Below are 19,357 nucleotides of genomic sequence, written 5' to 3' on the forward strand. Positions count from 1 at the left end.
TTGTGTTGGACGAACAAAATTTATAAGTCCCCAAAATCAAAGCCAGTAAGAGCAACAATTTAGGTAGCCAAATGATCGACTCTGAAGGTTTCCGACCCAATGTCGGGATCATTTTGGCAAACGATAACGGACAGGTTCTATGGGCAAAACGCATTGGTCACAATGCTTGGCAGTTTCCGCAAGGAGGAATCCAATACGGCGAAACCCCAGAGCAGGCGCTCTTCCGCGAACTCAAAGAAGAGATCGGTTTATCGCCTGAACATGTCCAAATTGTTGCGCAAACCACAGGTTGGTTGCGCTATCGTTTGCCAAACCGATACATTCGTTCAGGAAGTGAACCAGTATGTATTGGCCAAAAGCAAAAATGGTTTTTATTACGCTTGATTGTGCCTGCTCGGCATATTCAACTAGACCTGTCCGACCCTGCCGAATTCGACCAATGGCAGTGGGTCAGCTATTGGTATCCACTTGGGCAAGTGGTGAGTTTCAAACGCGATGTTTATCGCCGAGCAATGGCAGAATTATGTCCATATTTGCCCGCTTAACAACTTTCTTAAAAAAGACATTTTTAGTGAATGCTTTTCAGCTTTGGGACTGTTATAACTAAAGCTCCAAAATCTAAAATATAATGCTTGGGAGTATGCATTTATGTCGAACATGCAATTAGACACCCTCAGACGGATTGTTCAGGAAATCAATGCGTCTGCGAGTTTGCATGAATCTCTAGACATCATGGTCAATCAGGTTTCTGAGGCGATGGATGTCGATGTATGTTCGATTTATTTACTTGATGAACGTAATCAACGTTATATTTTAATGGCGACCAAAGGCTTAAATGCCGAAGCAGTCGGCACTGTGTCGTTACAAGTTGGCGAAGGCTTAGTGGGTTTGGTTGGACAACGTGAAGAAATTGTCAACTTAGACAACGCCGCGCAACATGAACGCTATGCGTATTTCCCCGAAACAGGCGAAGAACTTTATAATTCCTTTATGGGCGTTCCCGTCATGTATCGCCGTAAAGTAATGGGTGTTTTAGTCGTACAAAACCGTGAACCACAAGACTTTAGCGAAGCCGCCGAATCCTTTTTAGTGACGCTATGCGCACAATTATCGGGCGTGATTGCCCATGCCCATGCAGTCGGCAATATTGAAGTCTTTCGCAAACCCAACAGTTTATCGAACTACAAAACCTATCAAGGAGTTGCAGGTTCAGGCGGCATTGCTTTAGGTCGTGCAGTGGTACTCTATCCACCTGCCGACTTAGCTGCTGTTCCCGACCGTGATGCTGAAGACATTAGCGAAGAGCTCGAATTACTCGACCATGCCATTCACAGCGTACGTGAAGAAATTCAATCGCTTGACCACAAAATGCAAGACTCATTAATGTCGGAAGAACGCGCCCTGTTTAGCGTATTTTTGCGTATGTTAGATGAAAATGCATTACCTGCCGAAATTAAAGAAATTATTCGTGAGGGGCATTGGGCACAAGGTGCGGTGCGCCGTGTACTCGACAAACATATTGCTGTGTTTGCACAAATGGAAGATGACTATTTACGCGAACGCGTGTCTGACCTTAAAGATTTAGGTCGGCGTATTTTAGCATCTTTACAAGAAGCAGATTCAGGGCATCGCGAGCTTAGTTCAGACAGTATTTTAATTGGCGAAGAAATTAGTACAGCCGCATTGGTTGAATTACCTGTCGATAAAATTGCAGCGATTGTTACGACTGAAGGTGCAGCAAATTCACACATGGTGATTGTTGCCCGTGCACTCGGCATTCCAACAGTGGTGGGCGTCACTGAATTACCCATCACCACACTTGATGATGTCGAAATGATTGTCGATGCCTATCAAGGTCGGGTGTTTATTCATCCACCACGGCGTTTGCGTCAGCGTTATAAAGAGATTCAAAAAGAAGAAGAACAAATCGCCAAAGATTTAAAACAGTACGAAACCAAAGATGCTATTACCCCCGATGGTGTTGAAGTCAAACTTTTGGTCAATACAGGCTTGATGATTGACGTGGTTCGTGGTGTGCAACGTGGTGCGAAAGGCGTTGGTTTATATCGCAGTGAAATTCCATTTATGCTGCGTGACCGCTTCCCTGGCGAAGAAGAACAGCGTGCCATTTATCGTCAACAACTCAGTCATTTTGCCAATAAACCTGTCACAATGCGCACGCTGGATATTGGTGCGGACAAAGACTTGCCATATTTTAGTATTGAAGAAGAAAACTCGGCACTCGGTTGGCGTGGTTTACGCTTTACGCTTGATCATCCTGAAATTTTTTCGTCTCAAATCCGTGCCATGCTCAAAGCCAGCATTGGCTTAAATAATTTACATATTTTACTGCCGATGGTCACAAGCGTCAGTGAAGTTGAGGAAGTCTTATACCTCCTTGAACGCGACTGGGTTGCGGTACAAGAAGAAGAACAAGTCAAAATTAATAAGCCTAAAATTGGGATTATGGTCGAAGTGCCAAGTGTGTTGCTGCAAATTGATGAATTTGCACCCTTGGTCGACTTTTTCTCGGTGGGCTCAAACGACTTAATTCAATATTTATTGGCAGTCGATCGAAACAATCCACGGGTTTCAAGTGTCTATTCACACTTTCATCCTTCGGTTTTGCGTTCATTACAAAAACTTGTGAAAGATTGTCACCGTAATGACCGTCCTGTTAGTATTTGTGGTGAAATGGCAGGAGATCCATTGTCGGCAATTTTACTTATGGCGATGGGTTTTAATACCTTATCAATGAGTTCAAGTAATATTTTACGGGTGCGTAAAGCCATTTGTTTAACGCCAATGAGCGATGCCGAGGCCCTGCTTGAACATGTTGTTCATTTAAATAATCCGTTATTAATCAAAAGTTGGTTAGAGCATTATTTTAAAAATCATGGCTTAGCCGATATGGTCAAAAGTAACCGCATGGTGACAGCTTAAGGCAGTTAAGCCCATCCAATAGGTATAAAAAAAGAGCGATCTTCGCAAGAATATCGCTCTTTTTTGTGCTTGGTTTTACCTCGCTTTGAGTCTTTCTTTCGATCTACAAAAACATGACTCCGTTGAAACTCATACATATTTTTCGCCACCAAATTACGCATAATTTGCGTTTGCGGCGACTGTTTGTGATTCTTCATCAAACACCTCAAGCCAATTACAATCAATCTCTATTTTCAAGTTCAATTTGAAGTTAGAGTAAAAATTATACGCCTTTTATTTAGGGATGCAAATAACGCCAGTTCCATTTGACATAAAATGATGGTTATTGCCAAAAACAATCACAAATAGAGAATTAATCAATTTGATTAATAATAATCCACATTTTATGCTTAACCATATTGATGATGAAACATCCAGCGCCAGTACCTTATTTTTTCAATATAAATACCAGCTGTTAGGAGAACAAGATGTCTGAACAAGCAAAATGCCCTTTTTCGGGTAAACACACTCAACATGCAGCAGGTGAAGGCACAACCAATCAAGATTGGTGGCCCAATCACTTAAGAGTTGATTTACTTAGCCAACATTCCAATAAAACCAATCCGCTTCATTCAAATTTCAACTATAGCGAAGCGTTTAACAGCCTTGACTTAAATGCACTTAAACAAGATTTACACGCGCTCATGACCGATTCGCAAGATTGGTGGCCAGCAGATTTTGGCCACTATGGGCCACTCTTTATTCGTATGGCATGGCATAGTGCAGGGACATACAGAATTGAAGACGGTCGTGGTGGTGCGGGGCGTGGACAACAACGCTTTGCTCCTCTAAACAGTTGGCCCGATAATGTCAGCTTAGACAAAGCACGTCGTCTTTTGTGGCCAATTAAACAAAAATATGGTCAGCAAATTTCTTGGGCCGATTTAATGATTCTGACAGGAAATGTAGCCTTAGAATCTATGGGTTTTAAAACCTTTGGCTTTGCAGGTGGCCGTGAAGATGTTTGGGCACCTGATGAAGACGTGTATTGGGGTTCAGAAACGACATGGCTTGGTAGCGACAAACGCTTTTCAAGCAATCGCGACTTAGAAAAACCATTAGCTGCAACTCATATGGGCTTAATTTATGTGAATCCAGAAGGCCCCGAAGGTATTCCTGACCCTGTTGCAGCAGCACATGATATTCGTGAAACTTTTGCACGTATGGCAATGGATGATGAAGAAACTGTGGCATTGATTGTTGGCGGTCACACCTTCGGCAAAACACATGGTGCAGCACCTGATAGCCATGTTGCTACCAATCCAGAAGCGGCAGAGCTAGAAGCACAAGGTTTAGGCTGGCACAATAATTTTGGTACAGGCAAAGGTGCAGATACCATTACCAGTGGGCTTGAAGTCACTTGGACTTCTACGCCAACCCAATGGAGTCATGGTTTTTTAAATAATTTATTTGGTTACGAATGGGAACTCACCAAAAGCCCTGCGGGTGCACACCAATGGCAACCTAAAGACAATGCAGGTGCAGGTACTGTTCCCCATGCACACGACCCCAATAAGCGCATTGCCCCTGCCATGTTGACCACTGATTTATCACTACGTTTCGACCCTGCATATGAAAAAATTGCACGGCGTTTTCTTGAACAGCCCGAACAGTTAAAAGATGCATTTGCACGGGCATGGTTTAAATTGACCCATCGGGACATGGGGCCAAAATCACGCTATTTAGGCCCAGAAATACCAAGTGAAGATCTGATTTGGCAAGACCCATTGCCTAAAGCTAACCATCCTTTAATTGATGCAACCGATATTCACGCATTGAAACAACAAATTATCGACTCAGGACTTTCAATTTCAGAACGTGTTGCTACGGCTTGGGCATCAGCTTCGACCTTCAGAGGTTCAGACAAACGTGGTGGTGCAAATGGCGCACGTATTCGTCTTGCACCGCAAAAAGATTGGGAAGTGAATCAACCTGAACAGCTCAGCCGTGTTCTTGCAACTTTAGAACACATTCAACAGCAATTTAATGCCGCACATACAGATAAACAAGTCTCAATCGCCGATTTGATTATTTTGGCAGGCAATAGTGCTGTTGAACAAGCTGCACAGAATGCAGGTGTATCGATTGAGGTAAAATTCCATGCTGGCCGTACGGATGCAACCCAAGAACAAACTGATGTTGCATCTTTTGCACCGCTTGAACCAAGTGTCGACGGTTTCCGCAACTATGAAAAAACGGTATATCCAATTCCTGCTGAAGCTCTATTGATTGACCGTGCGCAATTACTCACGCTTACTGCACCAGAACTTACGGTATTGATTGGTGGATTGCGTGTTTTAAATATCAGCCATGAACAGCATGGCGTCTTTACCAAGCAAAAAGACATGTTAAGCAATGACTTCTTCGTAAATTTGCTTGATATGGATACCACATGGCAAGCGACGAGTCCGAAACGCCAAATTTTCAATGGCTATAATCGCAATACAGGCGAGCTCAAATGGACTGCAACACGTAGCGACTTGGTTTTTGGCTCAAATTCAATCTTACGTTCACTTGCAGAAGTGTATGCCAGTGACGATGCCAAAGAAAAATTCGTACATGATTTTGTTGATGCTTGGGGCAAAGTCACTGAACTTGACCGCTTTGATCTAAATAACTAAACAGCAACATAAGAAATGGGCGAATATTTTCGCCCATTTTTTTAAACCTTAAGCTTATGCCCTTCTTTAATACAATAAAAAGGGTTCATTAATTTTGAGGAATGTTTCATTGCATCATCTAACGCCCGTTCAGGTGCATCTTGTGCCTCATCGGTCAGTTGGAATGTTCGATAATGAATCGCAATTGAACGCTGTGCATGCAAATCTTGATGTGCCCGAAAAGCCTCTTGTGGATTCATATGCACATAACGCATTAATTCACGCGGTTCATAAGCTCCTATTGGAAGCAGTGCAAAGCGTGGTGCACCAAACCGTGAGTGAATCTCTTTAAAATGATTGGCATAAGCAGTATCACCCGCAAAGAATCCGTATTGCGAACCCAGTTTTATACAAAAACCGCCCCACAACGCTAAGTTTTGGTCACGCAGCCCACGCCCTGAACCATGCTGTGCAGGTGTGTAAACAATTTCGAAACCATGACACTCTGCTACTTGCCACCAATCCAGTTCAATCACATTCCAAGACTTCGGCAAATAAGCCCGATTACCCAGCCCTGTATAAATGGGCATGGCAAATTTTTTCTGCAACCATGTTAATGTTGCCAAATCCATATGGTCATAATGATTATGACTGAGTAATACCGCATGAATTTGCGGTAACTGCTCAAGTGCAAGACCCGCAGGGCACATGCGTCGTGGTCCAAATCCTTGTTTTGGCCCCGCATATTCAGCCCAAACGGGGTCTGTTAAAAAGTTAAATGGCCCAATTTGAATTAAAACTGTAGCGTGACCAATAAACCAAACCTTCCAATCATTTAAATCGGCATTTGGACGCGCTTGTGGAATTTCATGTACTAAAGCTTGCTGACGGGCAAAAATCTGTTCGCGATCAACAGCCCAGCTTGCATGCTTACGTGACAAAATCCACTTTAGCAGGCTCCATGTAAACCCTTGTGGCTTATTTGAAAATCCATTATGAAAACGTCCCGCATTAAATTGTGCTGAATAGACAAAATTGGTTTTTGGCTGTGTCACAACATGCGTCCAACAATTTTTGCTGGGTAATTGGTAATGTAATGTGGTTTTTTTCGGATCCATATTCAAATAATATCGTCTGTTTTATCACTAAAAGTTTTGCTAGCAAATGGTGCAGCCAATTTTGGCTAGAAACATGCAGCAACAATGCCAACTTGCAGCATTGTGCAAATTATCTGTGTCAATATGACGAAAAATAAAAACAAAAACATTAATGCTTTGGTAATTTTTTAATTCTTGTTCTTTTCAAGCTGAATTTCGTGTTTGGGACTATGCGTAGGTATGGTTTCGATTATACTTATGCTTCGATAAATCTTAAGTTTGTGTTGGATCGGTTTAATGGAACTACGCCACCTTCGATATTTTATAACAGTTGCAGAAGAACTTAATTTTAGTCGTGCTGCACTAAAGCTTTACACAGCTCAGCCCTCCTTAAGCCAACAAATTAAAGATTTAGAAGATGAAATTGGAGTTCGTCTTTTAAATCGAACTAAACGTAAAGTCGAACTCACAGAAGAAGGTGCAGTTTTTCTTGAACAAGCGCGCCTGACGTTAATGCAAGCAGAAAAAGCGGTACAAATGGCACGCCAAATTCATCTAAGAAAGCAAAAAACGTTACGAATTGGGTTTATTGCCACAGCAGAAGTGCGAGTGTTTCCAAAAGTTTTGCCACAACTTCGCTTACAAATACCAGATATTCATGTGGAGCTAGAACTCTTACAAGAACAGCGACAAGAACAGGAGCAACTTAAAGCACTCAAACGTGGTGATTTTGATATTATTTTTTCACGAGACAAACTCAGTGGCGATGACGATTTAATGAGTCATGTTGTCTTTAATGATACGCTTGCCATTATGTTAGCAGAGAATCATCCCCTTTCAGAATTAGATACGATTTCATTAGCACAATTGCAACAGCAAGACTTAATCATCGTCAATGCACCTTCGTATGTTGTGTTAAATCAAACCATTCTTCAATTTTTAGCGCGTAATAAACTAACCCCCAAAATAAATAAGAAGTATGAAACACTGAATGAAATCATTAGTGCGATCAAACGAGGGGAAGGCAGCTCAATTTTACCTGAATATCTTGACCCACTGATTAAGCTTGACCATATTGCCGTGCGTCAACTCGACTGCGAGCTACCAACGATAGACCTTTATGTCAATTATCGTAAACACAATAATAATATTGCAGTAGATAAGTTTTTATCGGTTTTAGCACAACAATTTGAACTTAAACTCGCAAAAGAAATGGGCTAAATTCGCCCATTTCCATCATCATTCAACGGTTATCTGACCGTTTAAAAACTGATGTAACGCTGCAATATCATCCACAATAGTCAGAGGTTGATATTGTTCTAGCGTTAAAGACGGATGTACACCATAACTCACCCCTACGCGCGGCATTGCAATATGCTGCGCCATTTGTAAGTCATAACTGGTGTCACCAACCATAATCGCATTCTGAGCCAGCACGCCCGTATGCGCTAAAATTTCTTGCAACATTTGTGGATGAGGCTTGGACTGTGTCTCACTTGCGGCCCGCGTAATCTCGAATAAATCGTGACTTTGAGTTTTCGTCAACACGCGATCTAAACCACGACGACTTTTTCCCGTAGCCACTGCTAACTTTACACCTTGCTGTTTTAAGTCGTGTAGCATTTCAGCTACACCATCAAACCAATGGTCATTCTTGGAATGCTCAACATAATGGCTCGCATAGGCATCCAAAATAGATTGATGCAACTCAGGCACATTCGGAAATAAACTTTGCATAACCTCAGGCAAGCCCAAACCGATAATATTTTTTGCAGCATCTTTCGTTAAAGGCTGAGAAAACTTAGCCGCAGCATGCATCAGGCTATGGACGATTTGCCCGACCGAATCAAATAAAGTGCCATCCCAATCAAAAATCAGCAGTTGTACAGGTGCAATTTTCATTTTTTAAGCTCAGCCAATACCTGTTGCATATCTTCAGGTAACGGCGCTTCAATTATTGGATAATCAGGAATTTCTAAACGCATTGCATGCAAACATAAGCGGCGCGCTGCGGGGCCTGCATAAGGGGTAGTATGCCCATATTTATCATCACCAATTAAGGGGTGACCAATACTTAAACCATGCACACGAATTTGATGTGTCCGCCCCGACAAAGGCGATGCATATACCAAAGTTGCTTGTTTAAAGCGTTTTGCAACTTTCCATTCAGTTTGGCTCGGCTTACCTTCTTTAGAAACACGAACACGACGCTCGCCATTGGCAAGTTCGTAGCGGTGTAGTGGTGCATCAATTAACTGTTGATCTAAACTGACCTGCCCTTTCACAATGGCCGCATAGGTTTTACGAATTTTATGCTCACGCAATAAATCTTGTAGATGTTTCAGCGTGCTACGTTTTTTACTGATCATCACCAAACCTGAGGTGTCACGGTCAATTCGATGAATCAGCTCTAAATATTTTTTACCTGTTGCCGCACGTAAGGCCTCAATCAGACCATAAGCCACACCGCTACCACCATGCACGGCAATTCCAGAAGGTTTATTGATCACTAACAAACCTTCATCTTCATAAACCACACGGCTGAGCAAGCTTTTGGCGACGCTGTCACTTACAGGTGCGGCTGTTTCATCTTTTTGCTCGTAACGGATGGGCGCTACGCGAATTTGGTCGCCAATATTTAAACGTGTTTCTGCTTTAATTCTTTTTTTATTGACCCGCACTTGGCTTTCACGGATCAGGCGATAAATTCGACTTTTTGGCACGCCTTTTAAACGTGTAAATAAAAAATTATCGATTCGCTGTCCGGCTTGATGCTCATCAACCTCAAACCATGTCACACTTTGCCACTGCTGGTCGCTATTCATACAACTTATTCAACCTTAAATTTGAATGATTTGGGCAAAATTTAATCACTTAGCCCTATTTTTTCACAATAATCTTCTGTTTAGCCCATAGGCAGATGCCATAAGGTTTGATATAGTCAGCGCACGGATACCGCCGTATGTGGATAAATTATCAGCCAATTCAAAATCATGAATGGTTAAGATCAAGATTATCCACCTTAAAGCTCGGAAAGGTCCCAAAAGAATATGCCGACGCCGAAGGCTTATTATATCGGCAAATTTGTAAGCTGTTGCGTAAATTTGCACTTTTGCATGCAAAACAGCTTACCCCAAACACATGTTGCTAGTTTAGGCTAGCTTTTTAATTGTAAACTGAAAACACATCGAACAAGTCTTTCCTGACCCCAACTACAGGCAAAAGCACAAGATGTATTGCCCCTGTTGCCATTAGATTTCGATACGATGAACATTCCGTATCGAACCTTTAAAAAATCTGTGGCACAGCATACACCGCGTTCGCCTCTAGGTCATCAGGACATTGTCGGGTAAGGATTAAAGCGCTGTTTTAAATCGAATCAAGTACCACGAACCAACGGTTACGTTGGAAAGTAAATCATATATGCCACCAAATGCATAAGAGTTACCCCGTCTTACTTGAGATTTACAGCGTAATAATAGACTTGTCGTTGTGCTTCAACGATTAGGTATATACCCATGAAACGTATGCTGATTAATGCAACACATGCCGAAGAAGTTCGTGTTGCACTTATCACAGGTCACCGCCTTTATGACTTTGACCTTGAAAACCGTACCCGTGAACAAAAAAAATCAAATATCTATAAAGGTCATGTCACCCGCGTAGAACCTTCTTTAGAAGCTGTCTTTGTTGAATATGGTGCACAGCGTCAAGGCTTTTTGTCGATGCGCGAAATTGCCCGCAACTACTTTAGCGCCGACCCACGCGAAACCACCAATATTCGTGAACTCATCACAGAAGGCACTGAGCTTTTAGTCCAAGTTGAAAAAGAAGAGCGTGGCAACAAAGGTGCTGCACTTTCAACGTATATTTCGCTTGCAGGCCGCTACTTGGTGCTCATGCCAAATAATCCGAAAGGCGGTGGCATTAGCCGTCAAATTTCAGGTTCGGTGCGTGAAGAACTCAAAGAAATGTTGGCGTCACTTAATGTTCCTCGTGGCATGAGCGTAATTGTGCGTACCGCAGGCATTGGTCGTAGCCAAGAAGAATTGCAACTCGACTTACAACACTTGTTGGATCTTTGGGCACAAATTCAAAACAGTGCCAATACAGGTCCATCGCCAATGTTGGTACATCAAGAAGCCGGTGTCGTAACACGCGCGATTCGTGACTATTTACGTGACGATGTTGCTGAAATTTTAATTGATAGCGAGCAAGCGTTTAACGAAGCCTATAACTTTGTTAAAGCAGTCATGCCAAATCAATTAGATAAACTTAAAACCTATACACTCAACGAACCGTTGTTTGCACACTTTGGTATTGAAAGCCAAATTCAAACTGCTTACGAACGTGAAGTAAAACTGCCTTCTGGTGGTTCAATTGTAATTGACCAAACCGAAGCTTTGGTTTCAATTGATATTAACTCGGCAAAATCGACCCGTGGTCATGATGTTGAAGAAACAGCATTAAATACCAACTTAGAAGCAGCCGAAGAAATTGCACGCCAATTACGTTTACGTGATATTGGCGGCTTGGTCGTGATCGACTTTATCGACATGAGCAAAGAACGCAACCAACGTATGGTTGAAGCCAAATTACGCGAAGCAACCCAAAGTGACCGCGCACGTATTCAGTTTGGTCAATTGTCACGTTTTGGTTTAATGGAAATGAGCCGCCAACGCTTACGCCCTTCTTTAGAAGAAGCAACAGGCTATGTTTGCCCACGTTGCCATGGCACAGGTATGGTACGTGATGTACGTTCATTGTCGTTATCGATTATGCGTAAAGTCGAAGAAATTGCACTACGTGAACGTCATGGCGAAGTGCAAGTTGAAGTTCCTGTTGAAATTGCAGCCTTCTTACTCAATGAAAAACGCCATAGTTTGGTGTATTTAGAACAAACGTCGAATGTACGTGTGACTGTACTGCCACATCCACATTTAGAAACACCACATTACGAAATTCAATATAACCCTGAAGGTTTTGCACCAACAAGTTATGAACGCACAGAAGCAACCCGTTCAAGCGAAAAAGAATTGGGTTATGAAGCCTCTGAATGGCATATTGAAGAACACGAAGCGCCTGCTGTAAATACACAGCAAAACCGTAACGTGAAAAAATCAGCACCAACTGCCGAAAAAGAAACGGTTGCGACAAATGCTCCTGTGGTCGCGAAACAAGCTGCTGCCACTCAGCCAAATAGCCCATGTGCATGGCTTGAAAACTTGTTTGTACAAAAACAAGCTCAAACCATCGATCAATCTCGCAGTGCAAACAATGCCGCAGCAGCCATTGAACAAATGGTGAATAACGGTGCAGTAAGCCGTGGACAATTTGGACAAGTCCCTACAACAACGGCTGTGGCACAACCACAACAGATTGAAGCACCACGTGCAGCACAGCAAAATGCCAACAACGCTTATCTTTCAGCGTCTTCTGTTGCGGTAAAAACAGAAAAACGTGATGAGAAAGACGATAAAAACCAACGTCAAAACAAAAAGCGTAACAACAAGCAACACCACCGTGAAAACCGTGAAGTTCAAACAGAACAAACCCACCAAGTTCACGAAGAAGTTGTGCAATTGTCACGCCATGAAATGCGTGAGTTAAAGCGTCAACAAAAACGTCAACAACCAGAAGTACCACAGTCTGAACAAAATCAAAACCATCAGACACAAACCGAAGCTGTTGCTGTACCACGTCGTGACCGTAATCAACAACGTCCACAACGTCCAAATCGCCACCGTGACCCAAGCGTGTTGCAAAACAATAATGAAGCAGCAACTGTTACTGCTCCAACGATTGAAGCACCTGTAACAGCTATCGCTGCGCCAGCGCCTGCCGCTATTAAAGTGGAATTGGTTGATGTGCCGCGTAATAGCGAAATGGCAACAGCATTAATTGTCAATGCTGACCAAGCAACACGTGAAATTGTTGCCTTAGCACCATCTGCACCGACACAACGTGAACGTCCTGCCAAAAAAGAGCAGCCAAAAGTGAACGCTGTAGCAGAAGAAACAGTGGTGGAAGCAAAACCTGAGCAAGTGAAACCAACTGCACCTGTGGAACAAGCACAAGTTGCGCAAGCGCCAAAACGTGCTGCAAATGATCCGCGTAGTCGCCGCCGTAACAAGCAGGCAGCACAACAAGCACCTGCTGTTGCCAACATTCGCCCAAGCCAAATTCCAGCTTTGGCAAATTACACAGTCGGCAGCCTGATCCGTCATGCCTATGGCGAAGATTGTTCGGTACTGATTGAGCAATTTGGCTTAATTCCAACCTTCAACCGCGCATTGGCAAAATTTAGTGCCAACTATGCAGCTGAAGCGGCAACATCACCTATCGCTCAAGCGGAAAAAGCACCTGTAACACGCGATTCTGTTGTACCAACCAAAGTTACAATTGAAGCAGAACCTGCACCTGTACTTGCTTTAACACCACCGCAAGAACCACAGGTACGTGTTGCGAACGACCCTCGTGAACGCCGCCGTTTAGCTAAACTTGCTGCCGAACAAGCGCATGAACAAGCCAAAGCACAGCATTTAAAAGATGAAGCGGCTCAAGCTCAGGCAACAACTGTTGAACCAAGCACAGCAGCAGTTTCTGTAGAAACAACACCTGCTGCCATCGTTGAAACGCCAACAACGCCTGTTGAGGTCGCAGCCGAACAGACTGTGGTGAATACAGATGCTGAATCAGAACAAGAAGTAAAAGTGGCTGACACCGCAGACAAACCTGCTCGTCCACGTCGTCCGCGTGGTCGCCCACCAAAAAAAGCAACTGCAACACCAACTGAATAATTTTCGGTTGCTGTAAAAAAACCGTCTTAGTCAAACTAAGACGGTTTTTTATTGGCTCACACCCTTCTCCTACACCCACCTGCTTCTCTAAAAAATCTCTAATCTTGCCGATATTTTAGACTAAAAGAACTATTTTGCATCTTTTATATACAGTTATTGCATTGTGATTGATTTTTTACTTGTCATTTTTTAATATCTTGCTACAATACGCACCATCAAGACGATATGGGTCGTTAGCTCAGCTGGTAGAGCAGCGGACTTTTAATCCGTTGGTCCCGCGTTCGAATCGCGGACGACCCACCATTTATTGTTTTGACCTGCTAAGGAAATTAAGGTTAATTAAAAATCTTAAATCAAGTAAAACATGGTTTTACTCTTCCTGACTCAGGGTCGTTAGCTCAGCTGGTAGAGCAGCGGACTTTTAATCCGTTGGTCCCGCGTTCGAATCGCGGACGACCCACCATATTTTAAAAACCCTCTTATTAGAGGGTTTTTTTATGGCTAAAATTCTTAATTTCTCCATATTATTACATCACTTAACATTTTTTCGAAAAATTCCCCTTTAAATCTATCCCTTCTTGCCCCAAATTAAATTAGAGAAAATTAAAATTAATGCTAATCTTTTAATTTAAGGAGAAGTTTATGTCCCAAGCAGGTTTATATCGCTCACGCCGTCAGCATGTCATTGCAGGGGTAATGGGTGGGATTGCCGAGCGTTTTGGGTGGAATGCCAATATCCTACGCATTTTGTTTGTACTCGTTTCAGTGATGAGTGCTGCATTTCCAGGAATTTTGGTCTATTTAATTTTATGGATGCTGATGCCAAAACAAAATATCAAAGTAGCAGCCGAACAGGTACAAGGCTACACACATCCTATTCGTACAGTCTATGAACGCCAATAAAACAGTAAAGTTTTAAAAATACGTTTTTTATAAAGGTTTTATATATGGTGTAGCATGGTCAATGCTCACCATATTGCTTGCGTTTATTTCTTACTCTCCATCACAGAACCTTTGCCACACCTCGCCAAAATCCTTATACTTAATACCAATTTTTTCGCATAAATTATGGATGCACCATGAGTCGCGCCATCTCTCATATTGATACATTTCAAGGCTTAATTCTTGCCTTACAAAACTACTGGGCTGAACAAGGTTGCGTCATTTTACAACCTTACGACATGGAAATGGGTGCAGGTACATTCCACACTGCAACCTTCCTCCGTGCACTTGGCCCTGAAACATGGAATGCTGCCTATGTGCAACCCTCACGCCGTCCTAAAGATGGGCGTTATGGTGAAAACCCAAACCGTTTACAGCACTATTATCAATTCCAAGTGGTGTTAAAACCAAATCCAGATAACATCCAACAGTTGTATTTGGATTCTTTAAAAGCGATTGGTATTGATACCTTAACTCACGATATTCGCTTTGTGGAAGACAACTGGGAATCACCAACATTAGGCGCATGGGGCTTAGGTTGGGAAGTTTGGTTAAATGGTATGGAAGTGACGCAGTTTACTTACTTCCAACAAGTCGGTGGTGTTGAGTGTTACCCTGTCACAGGTGAAATCACTTACGGTTTAGAACGTCTTGCGATGTATTTGCAAGGGGTTGATTCGGTATATGATTTGGTTTGGACGAAAGGTCAGTTTGGTACCGTGACCTATGGCGATGTGTTCCATCAAAATGAAGTGGAACAATCGACCTATAACTTTGAATATGCCAATGTCGAAAAACTATTTGAATTATTCGACTTTTATGAAGCTGAAGCAACCCGCTTAATTGAGGCGAAACTACCACTGCCTGCGTATGAGCAAGTGGTGAAAGCATCACATAGCTTTAACTTGTTAGATGCACGTGGTGCAATTTCAGTCACAGAACGTCAGCGTTATATTTTACGTGTGCGTACCCTTGCGCGTGCTATTGCACAAAGCTATGTACAAGCGCGTGCGGAACTCGGTTTCCCAATGGCTGAACCTGCGTTACGTGATGAAGTTTTGGCACAGCTCAAAGCACAAGTTGAAAGCGATGCAAAAGCGGAGAAAAACTAATGACCCAACATACCGTATTATTTGAATTGGGCTGTGAAGAACTTCCGCCTAAAAGCTTAAAAACCTTACGTGATGCCCTACAAGCAGAAACAGTAAAAGGTTTAAAAGATGCAGGCTTAAACTTTGCATCAATCGAAGCTTATGCTGCACCACGCCGTTTAGCGCTTAAAATTATTGATGTAGATGGCGCACAAGCCGATACACAAAAACGTTTTGACGGTCCTGCTGTGCAAACCGCTTACGATGCCGAAGGCAAGCCAACCAAAGCGCTTGAAGGCTTTATGCGTGGTCAAGGCATTACAGCCGATCAAGTATCGACGTTTCAAGCGGGTAAAGTTGAAAAAGTTTGCTATTTAAAAGATGTACAAGGTCAAAGCCTTGATGCGTTATTGCCACAAATTTTACAAACAGCTTTAGACAATTTACCGATTGCAAAACGTATGCGTTCTGCGGCAAGCCGTACCGAATTTGTACGTCCTGTAAAATGGGTGTTGTTACTGAAAGATGATCAAGTTGTCAATGCAACGATTCAAGATCATCAAGCATCTAACTTGAGCTATGGTCATCGTTTCCATGCCCCTAAAGCTATTCAAATCAGCCATCCTGATCAATATTTAGATGCGCTACGCAATGCTAAAGTTGTGGCGAATTTTGAAGAACGTCAAACCATCATCGACCAACAAGTCAAAGCGTTGGCAGATGAAGTGAATGCTATTGCGATTGTACCAAGCGACTTACGTGATGAAGTGACTGCATTGGTGGAATGGCCTGTTGCACTGCGTGCCAGTTTTGAAGAACGCTTCCTTGCTGTTCCGCAAGAAGCGTTAATTACCACCATGCAAGACAACCAAAAATATTTCTGCTTGGTGAACAGCGAGAATAAATTACAGCCGTATTTTATTACCGTGTCGAATATTGAATCGAAAGACCCTGCACAAATTATTGAAGGCAACGAAAAAGTGGTGCGTCCACGTTTGTCGGATGCTGAATTCTTCTTCTTGCAAGACCAAAAGCAACCACTGGCATCACGCTCAGAGAAGCTTGCCAATATGGTCTTCCAAGCGCAATTGGGTACACTTTGGGATAAATCACAGCGTATTGCCAAACTTGCGATTGCGTTGTCTTCAATCACTGGTGCAAATCCTGCTGATGCTGAAAAAGCAGCTTTACTAGCAAAATGCGATTTAACCTCTGAATTGGTCGGTGAATTTCCAGAACTTCAAGGCATTGCAGGAACTTACTATGCACGTCTTGAAGGTGAAAATGCTGAAGTCAGCGAAGCTTTAGGCGAGCAATATTTACCTAAATTTGCAGGCGATTTTTTGCCAAAAAGCAAAACAGGTACCACGCTTGCCCTTGCCGACCGTTTAGATACATTGGTCGGTATTTTTGGGATTGGACAAGCGCCTACAGGTTCAAAAGACCCGTTTGCTCTGCGCCGTTCTGCGATTGGTATTTTACGTTTGATCATTGAAAATGAATTGGACGTGACCATCGAAGCACTGGTGAATCTTGCACTTCAAGGTTATGGCGAGATCGTGAAAGATCACGACAAAACCCGTGCTGATGCGGTGACATTCCTAGAAGGTCGTTACCGTGCCAAGTATGAAGATCAAGGCGTTGCGGTAGATGTTTTACAAGCTGTGCAAGCACTTGCACCAAAATCGCCACTTGATTTTGACAAGCGTGTCAATGCTGTTAACCACTTCCGTACATTACCTGAAGCGGCTGCGCTTGCTGCTGCAAATAAACGTGTTGCGAATATTTTGGCAAAAGAAACATTGCCAGAAGGTGCTGTAGTTGAAGCCAATTTAGTTGAAGATGCTGAAAAAGCATTATTTGCTGAATTGTCTGCGGTCACACCTGTGGTAGAACCATTATTGGCAGCCAAAGATTATACGGCTGCGCTGTCTAAACTTGCTACATTGCGTGCGCCAATTGATGCCTTCTTTGAAGGTGTAATGGTGATGGCAGATGATGCAGAGTTGAAAGCCAATCGTTTACGCTTGTTGGCTCAGTTGCGTGCGTTGTTTATTGCTGTTGCTGATGTGAGTGTGTTGCAGGGTTAAACTTTGTAATTCATTGAATGAATTTAGAAACCCTGCTAATAATAGTGGGGTTTTCTTTATCTTAATTACCGTGAAAAAATGTCAAGATTATCACTACCACAACGAATGATTGAAATTTTAAAATCACAACCTAATAAGAAATTTATAGCTAGAGACTTAACATTAGAACTAATCCAGAAATTTCCTAATATTTATGCCGAAAAAAGAAACAACCCACGATTTAACAATGATCAGGATTTTATCCAGCAAGTTATTGCCGAATTAGGAAATGATCGTTTTGCTATGCTGAAATACTGTGAATACGTCCATTGGCAAGATCAACCTCGTCCACGGTTATTTTGGTACGATTCTTCAAAAATGAATGAGAATTTATCAACAACTCAAACAATAGATGAAACTGAAAAACTCGCAGAATTAACAAGCACTTGTTTAACATCAAACACTTATTCTGAACACAGTTTATATCCTCTGCTTGTCGAGTTTCTAAAATCAGAACTCAATTTATATTGTCTTAGAATTGATGAAAAACGCTCTAAAAATTCTCGAGGACAAAATGGTAATCAATGGTTACATCCTGATATTGTTGCCATGCAACCTTTAGACAAGCACTGGAATGATCTAGTTAAAAGTTGTGTTAAGCATAGTTCAGGACAAAATGTCCGCTTATGGTCATTTGAAGTCAAAAAAGAACTTAATAGTTCCAATATTCGTAGTAGCTTTTTCCAAGCGGTAAGTAATTCAAGCTGGGCAAACGAGGGATATTTAGTTGCTACCTCAATTTCTACGAGCGAAGTTGAAGATGAACTCCGCATGTTATCTGCATTACATGGTATTGGCGTCATATTATTAACCCCAGATAACCCAACTGAAAGTGAAATTCTATTACCAGCACGCAGACGCACCGAAGTTGATTGGCAATCCATTAATCGTATTGTGAATGAAAATGCGGACTTCAAAAACTTTATTGAGCTTGTATCGATATATTATCAAACGGGTCGTATTCGTACACAGGATTGGAATCATTAAGAATAGGGGATCTTTTATAGATCCCTTTATTTTTAACTTAAACCAACGCTTTAATTTCTTCTAAACTTTTCAATGCATCAAACCAAGCTTGTGCATTTATACTCTTTCGCTTTCAGCATCTTCTGAGGGAAAACTAGCCAAGCTACAATACTGCCAATAACGGCAAATAACATATCCTTATGTGCATCCCACATGTCGCCTTGTTGCCCATTATATTTCTCGGCTTCTTCGGCAGACATGCCAATTGCAATCCACCATTCTAGTAATTCATATAACATACTGCTTGCCATCACCCACATCATGCACACCAAAACTGTTTTTTTGTAGTGCTGTAGTGGCTTTAACCAAGCTTCAAAGACCTGATAAAAAAATGGAAAAAGCAACAAACCATAAGAAAAATGCACCAAGCGATCAAACATATTGCGTTGCCAACCAAAAACTTCATCAATATTGACCTTAAATAAAGTCTCCGTCCAAAGTTGGTAAGGCACATAGGAATACAAATAATGAGCCGCTAAAACATGCACAGCCAAGAACGCACAATACAGATTAAAAGCAAGCGTACTGATTTTAATCTTAGCATTCGCATAAAATAAACCGATCAGCATGACAAATGTTCCAAGCTGATGCAGTAAATAGGAGTGCATCTCGAGTGGATTAACAGATGCAATGCCAATCAGCAATAACAGCACACATATCGCAATCCATTTATTTTTATTCATATCATTC

The 19,357-nt window shown here is 42.2% G+C and carries 14 protein-coding genes and 2 tRNA genes; 11 read left to right on the forward strand and 5 right to left on the reverse strand.

From position 1 onward, the window contains the following. Positions 1-71 precede the first annotated feature (71 nt). Together FXN70_RS05440 and ptsP are read left to right on the forward strand one after the other, a co-directional pair. Positions 72-545, forward strand: a complete 474-nt coding sequence (locus tag FXN70_RS05440; protein WP_324646458.1) for an RNA pyrophosphohydrolase — start codon at positions 72-74, stop codon at positions 543-545. A gap of 103 nt (positions 546-648) precedes the next feature. Further along, positions 649-2,943, forward strand: a complete 2,295-nt coding sequence (gene ptsP, locus FXN70_RS05445) for a phosphoenolpyruvate--protein phosphotransferase (protein ID WP_324646459.1) — start codon at positions 649-651, stop codon at positions 2,941-2,943. 5 nt (positions 2,944-2,948) lie between these two features. On the opposite strand, the gene FXN70_RS05450 is transcribed toward ptsP, so the two are convergent. After that, on the reverse strand, positions 2,949-3,140 hold the full coding sequence (locus tag FXN70_RS05450) for a DUF7230 family protein (protein ID WP_324646460.1): 192 nt from the start codon (positions 3,138-3,140) through the stop codon (positions 2,949-2,951). Between the two features lie 270 nt (positions 3,141-3,410). Here FXN70_RS05450 and katG point away from each other — a divergent pair, with 270 nt between their 5' ends. Then, positions 3,411-5,603: a catalase/peroxidase HPI gene (gene katG / locus FXN70_RS05455; protein ID WP_324646461.1), complete on the forward strand. Its 2,193-nt coding sequence runs from the start codon at positions 3,411-3,413 to the stop codon at positions 5,601-5,603. Between the two features lie 41 nt (positions 5,604-5,644). Here the strand turns inward: katG and FXN70_RS05460 are convergent, their stop codons facing one another. Beyond that, on the reverse strand, positions 5,645-6,700 hold the full coding sequence (locus FXN70_RS05460; RefSeq protein WP_324646462.1) for an MBL fold metallo-hydrolase: 1,056 nt from the start codon (positions 6,698-6,700) through the stop codon (positions 5,645-5,647). A gap of 276 nt (positions 6,701-6,976) precedes the next feature. Between FXN70_RS05460 and FXN70_RS05465 the strand changes: the two genes are divergently transcribed. Then, on the forward strand, positions 6,977-7,900 hold the full coding sequence (locus FXN70_RS05465) for a LysR substrate-binding domain-containing protein (RefSeq protein ID WP_324646463.1): 924 nt from the start codon (positions 6,977-6,979) through the stop codon (positions 7,898-7,900). Between the two features lie 18 nt (positions 7,901-7,918). Here the strand turns inward: FXN70_RS05465 and FXN70_RS05470 are convergent, their stop codons facing one another. Both FXN70_RS05470 and FXN70_RS05475 read right to left on the reverse strand, forming a co-directional pair. Continuing rightward, the gene (locus FXN70_RS05470; protein ID WP_324646464.1) at positions 7,919-8,581 is read right to left on the reverse strand and encodes an HAD-IA family hydrolase; all 663 of its coding nucleotides are present in this window, start codon (positions 8,579-8,581) and stop codon (positions 7,919-7,921) included. Then, positions 8,578-9,504: an RluA family pseudouridine synthase gene (locus tag FXN70_RS05475; RefSeq protein WP_324646465.1), complete on the reverse strand. Its 927-nt coding sequence runs from the start codon at positions 9,502-9,504 to the stop codon at positions 8,578-8,580. The genes FXN70_RS05470 and FXN70_RS05475 overlap by 4 nt, the downstream gene beginning before the upstream one ends. A gap of 693 nt (positions 9,505-10,197) precedes the next feature. Between FXN70_RS05475 and FXN70_RS05480 the strand changes: the two genes are divergently transcribed. From FXN70_RS05480 to FXN70_RS05510, 7 genes are all read left to right on the forward strand, one after another. Further along, the gene (locus tag FXN70_RS05480; RefSeq protein ID WP_324646466.1) at positions 10,198-13,479 is read left to right on the forward strand and encodes an Rne/Rng family ribonuclease; all 3,282 of its coding nucleotides are present in this window, start codon (positions 10,198-10,200) and stop codon (positions 13,477-13,479) included. A 227-nt stretch (positions 13,480-13,706) separates the two neighbouring features. Further along, positions 13,707-13,782, forward strand: a tRNA-Lys gene (locus FXN70_RS05485). An 84-nt stretch (positions 13,783-13,866) separates the two neighbouring features. Further along, positions 13,867-13,942 (forward strand) — tRNA-Lys (locus FXN70_RS05490). A gap of 179 nt (positions 13,943-14,121) precedes the next feature. After that, complete coding sequence (locus FXN70_RS05495; protein ID WP_324646467.1) at positions 14,122-14,382, forward strand: PspC domain-containing protein; 261 nt, start codon at positions 14,122-14,124, stop codon at positions 14,380-14,382. 176 nt (positions 14,383-14,558) lie between these two features. Next, positions 14,559-15,533: a glycine--tRNA ligase subunit alpha gene (glyQ, locus tag FXN70_RS05500; RefSeq protein WP_324646468.1), complete on the forward strand. Its 975-nt coding sequence runs from the start codon at positions 14,559-14,561 to the stop codon at positions 15,531-15,533. Then, positions 15,533-17,602 (forward strand): glycine--tRNA ligase subunit beta, encoded by a 2,070-nt coding sequence (glyS, locus tag FXN70_RS05505; protein ID WP_324646469.1) that lies wholly within the window; start codon positions 15,533-15,535, stop codon positions 17,600-17,602. The genes glyQ and glyS overlap by 1 nt, the downstream gene beginning before the upstream one ends. Before the next feature lie 78 nt (positions 17,603-17,680). Continuing rightward, positions 17,681-18,628, forward strand: a complete 948-nt coding sequence (locus FXN70_RS05510; protein WP_324646470.1) for an HrgA protein — start codon at positions 17,681-17,683, stop codon at positions 18,626-18,628. Positions 18,629-18,705: 77 nt separating this feature from the next. Here the strand turns inward: FXN70_RS05510 and FXN70_RS05515 are convergent, their stop codons facing one another. Next, positions 18,706-19,350: a DUF2238 domain-containing protein gene (locus FXN70_RS05515; protein ID WP_324646471.1), complete on the reverse strand. Its 645-nt coding sequence runs from the start codon at positions 19,348-19,350 to the stop codon at positions 18,706-18,708. Positions 19,351-19,357 lie beyond the last annotated feature (7 nt).

The organism is Acinetobacter sp. MD2, from assembly GCF_035615575.1.
Lineage (GTDB): Bacteria > Pseudomonadota > Gammaproteobacteria > Pseudomonadales > Moraxellaceae > Acinetobacter.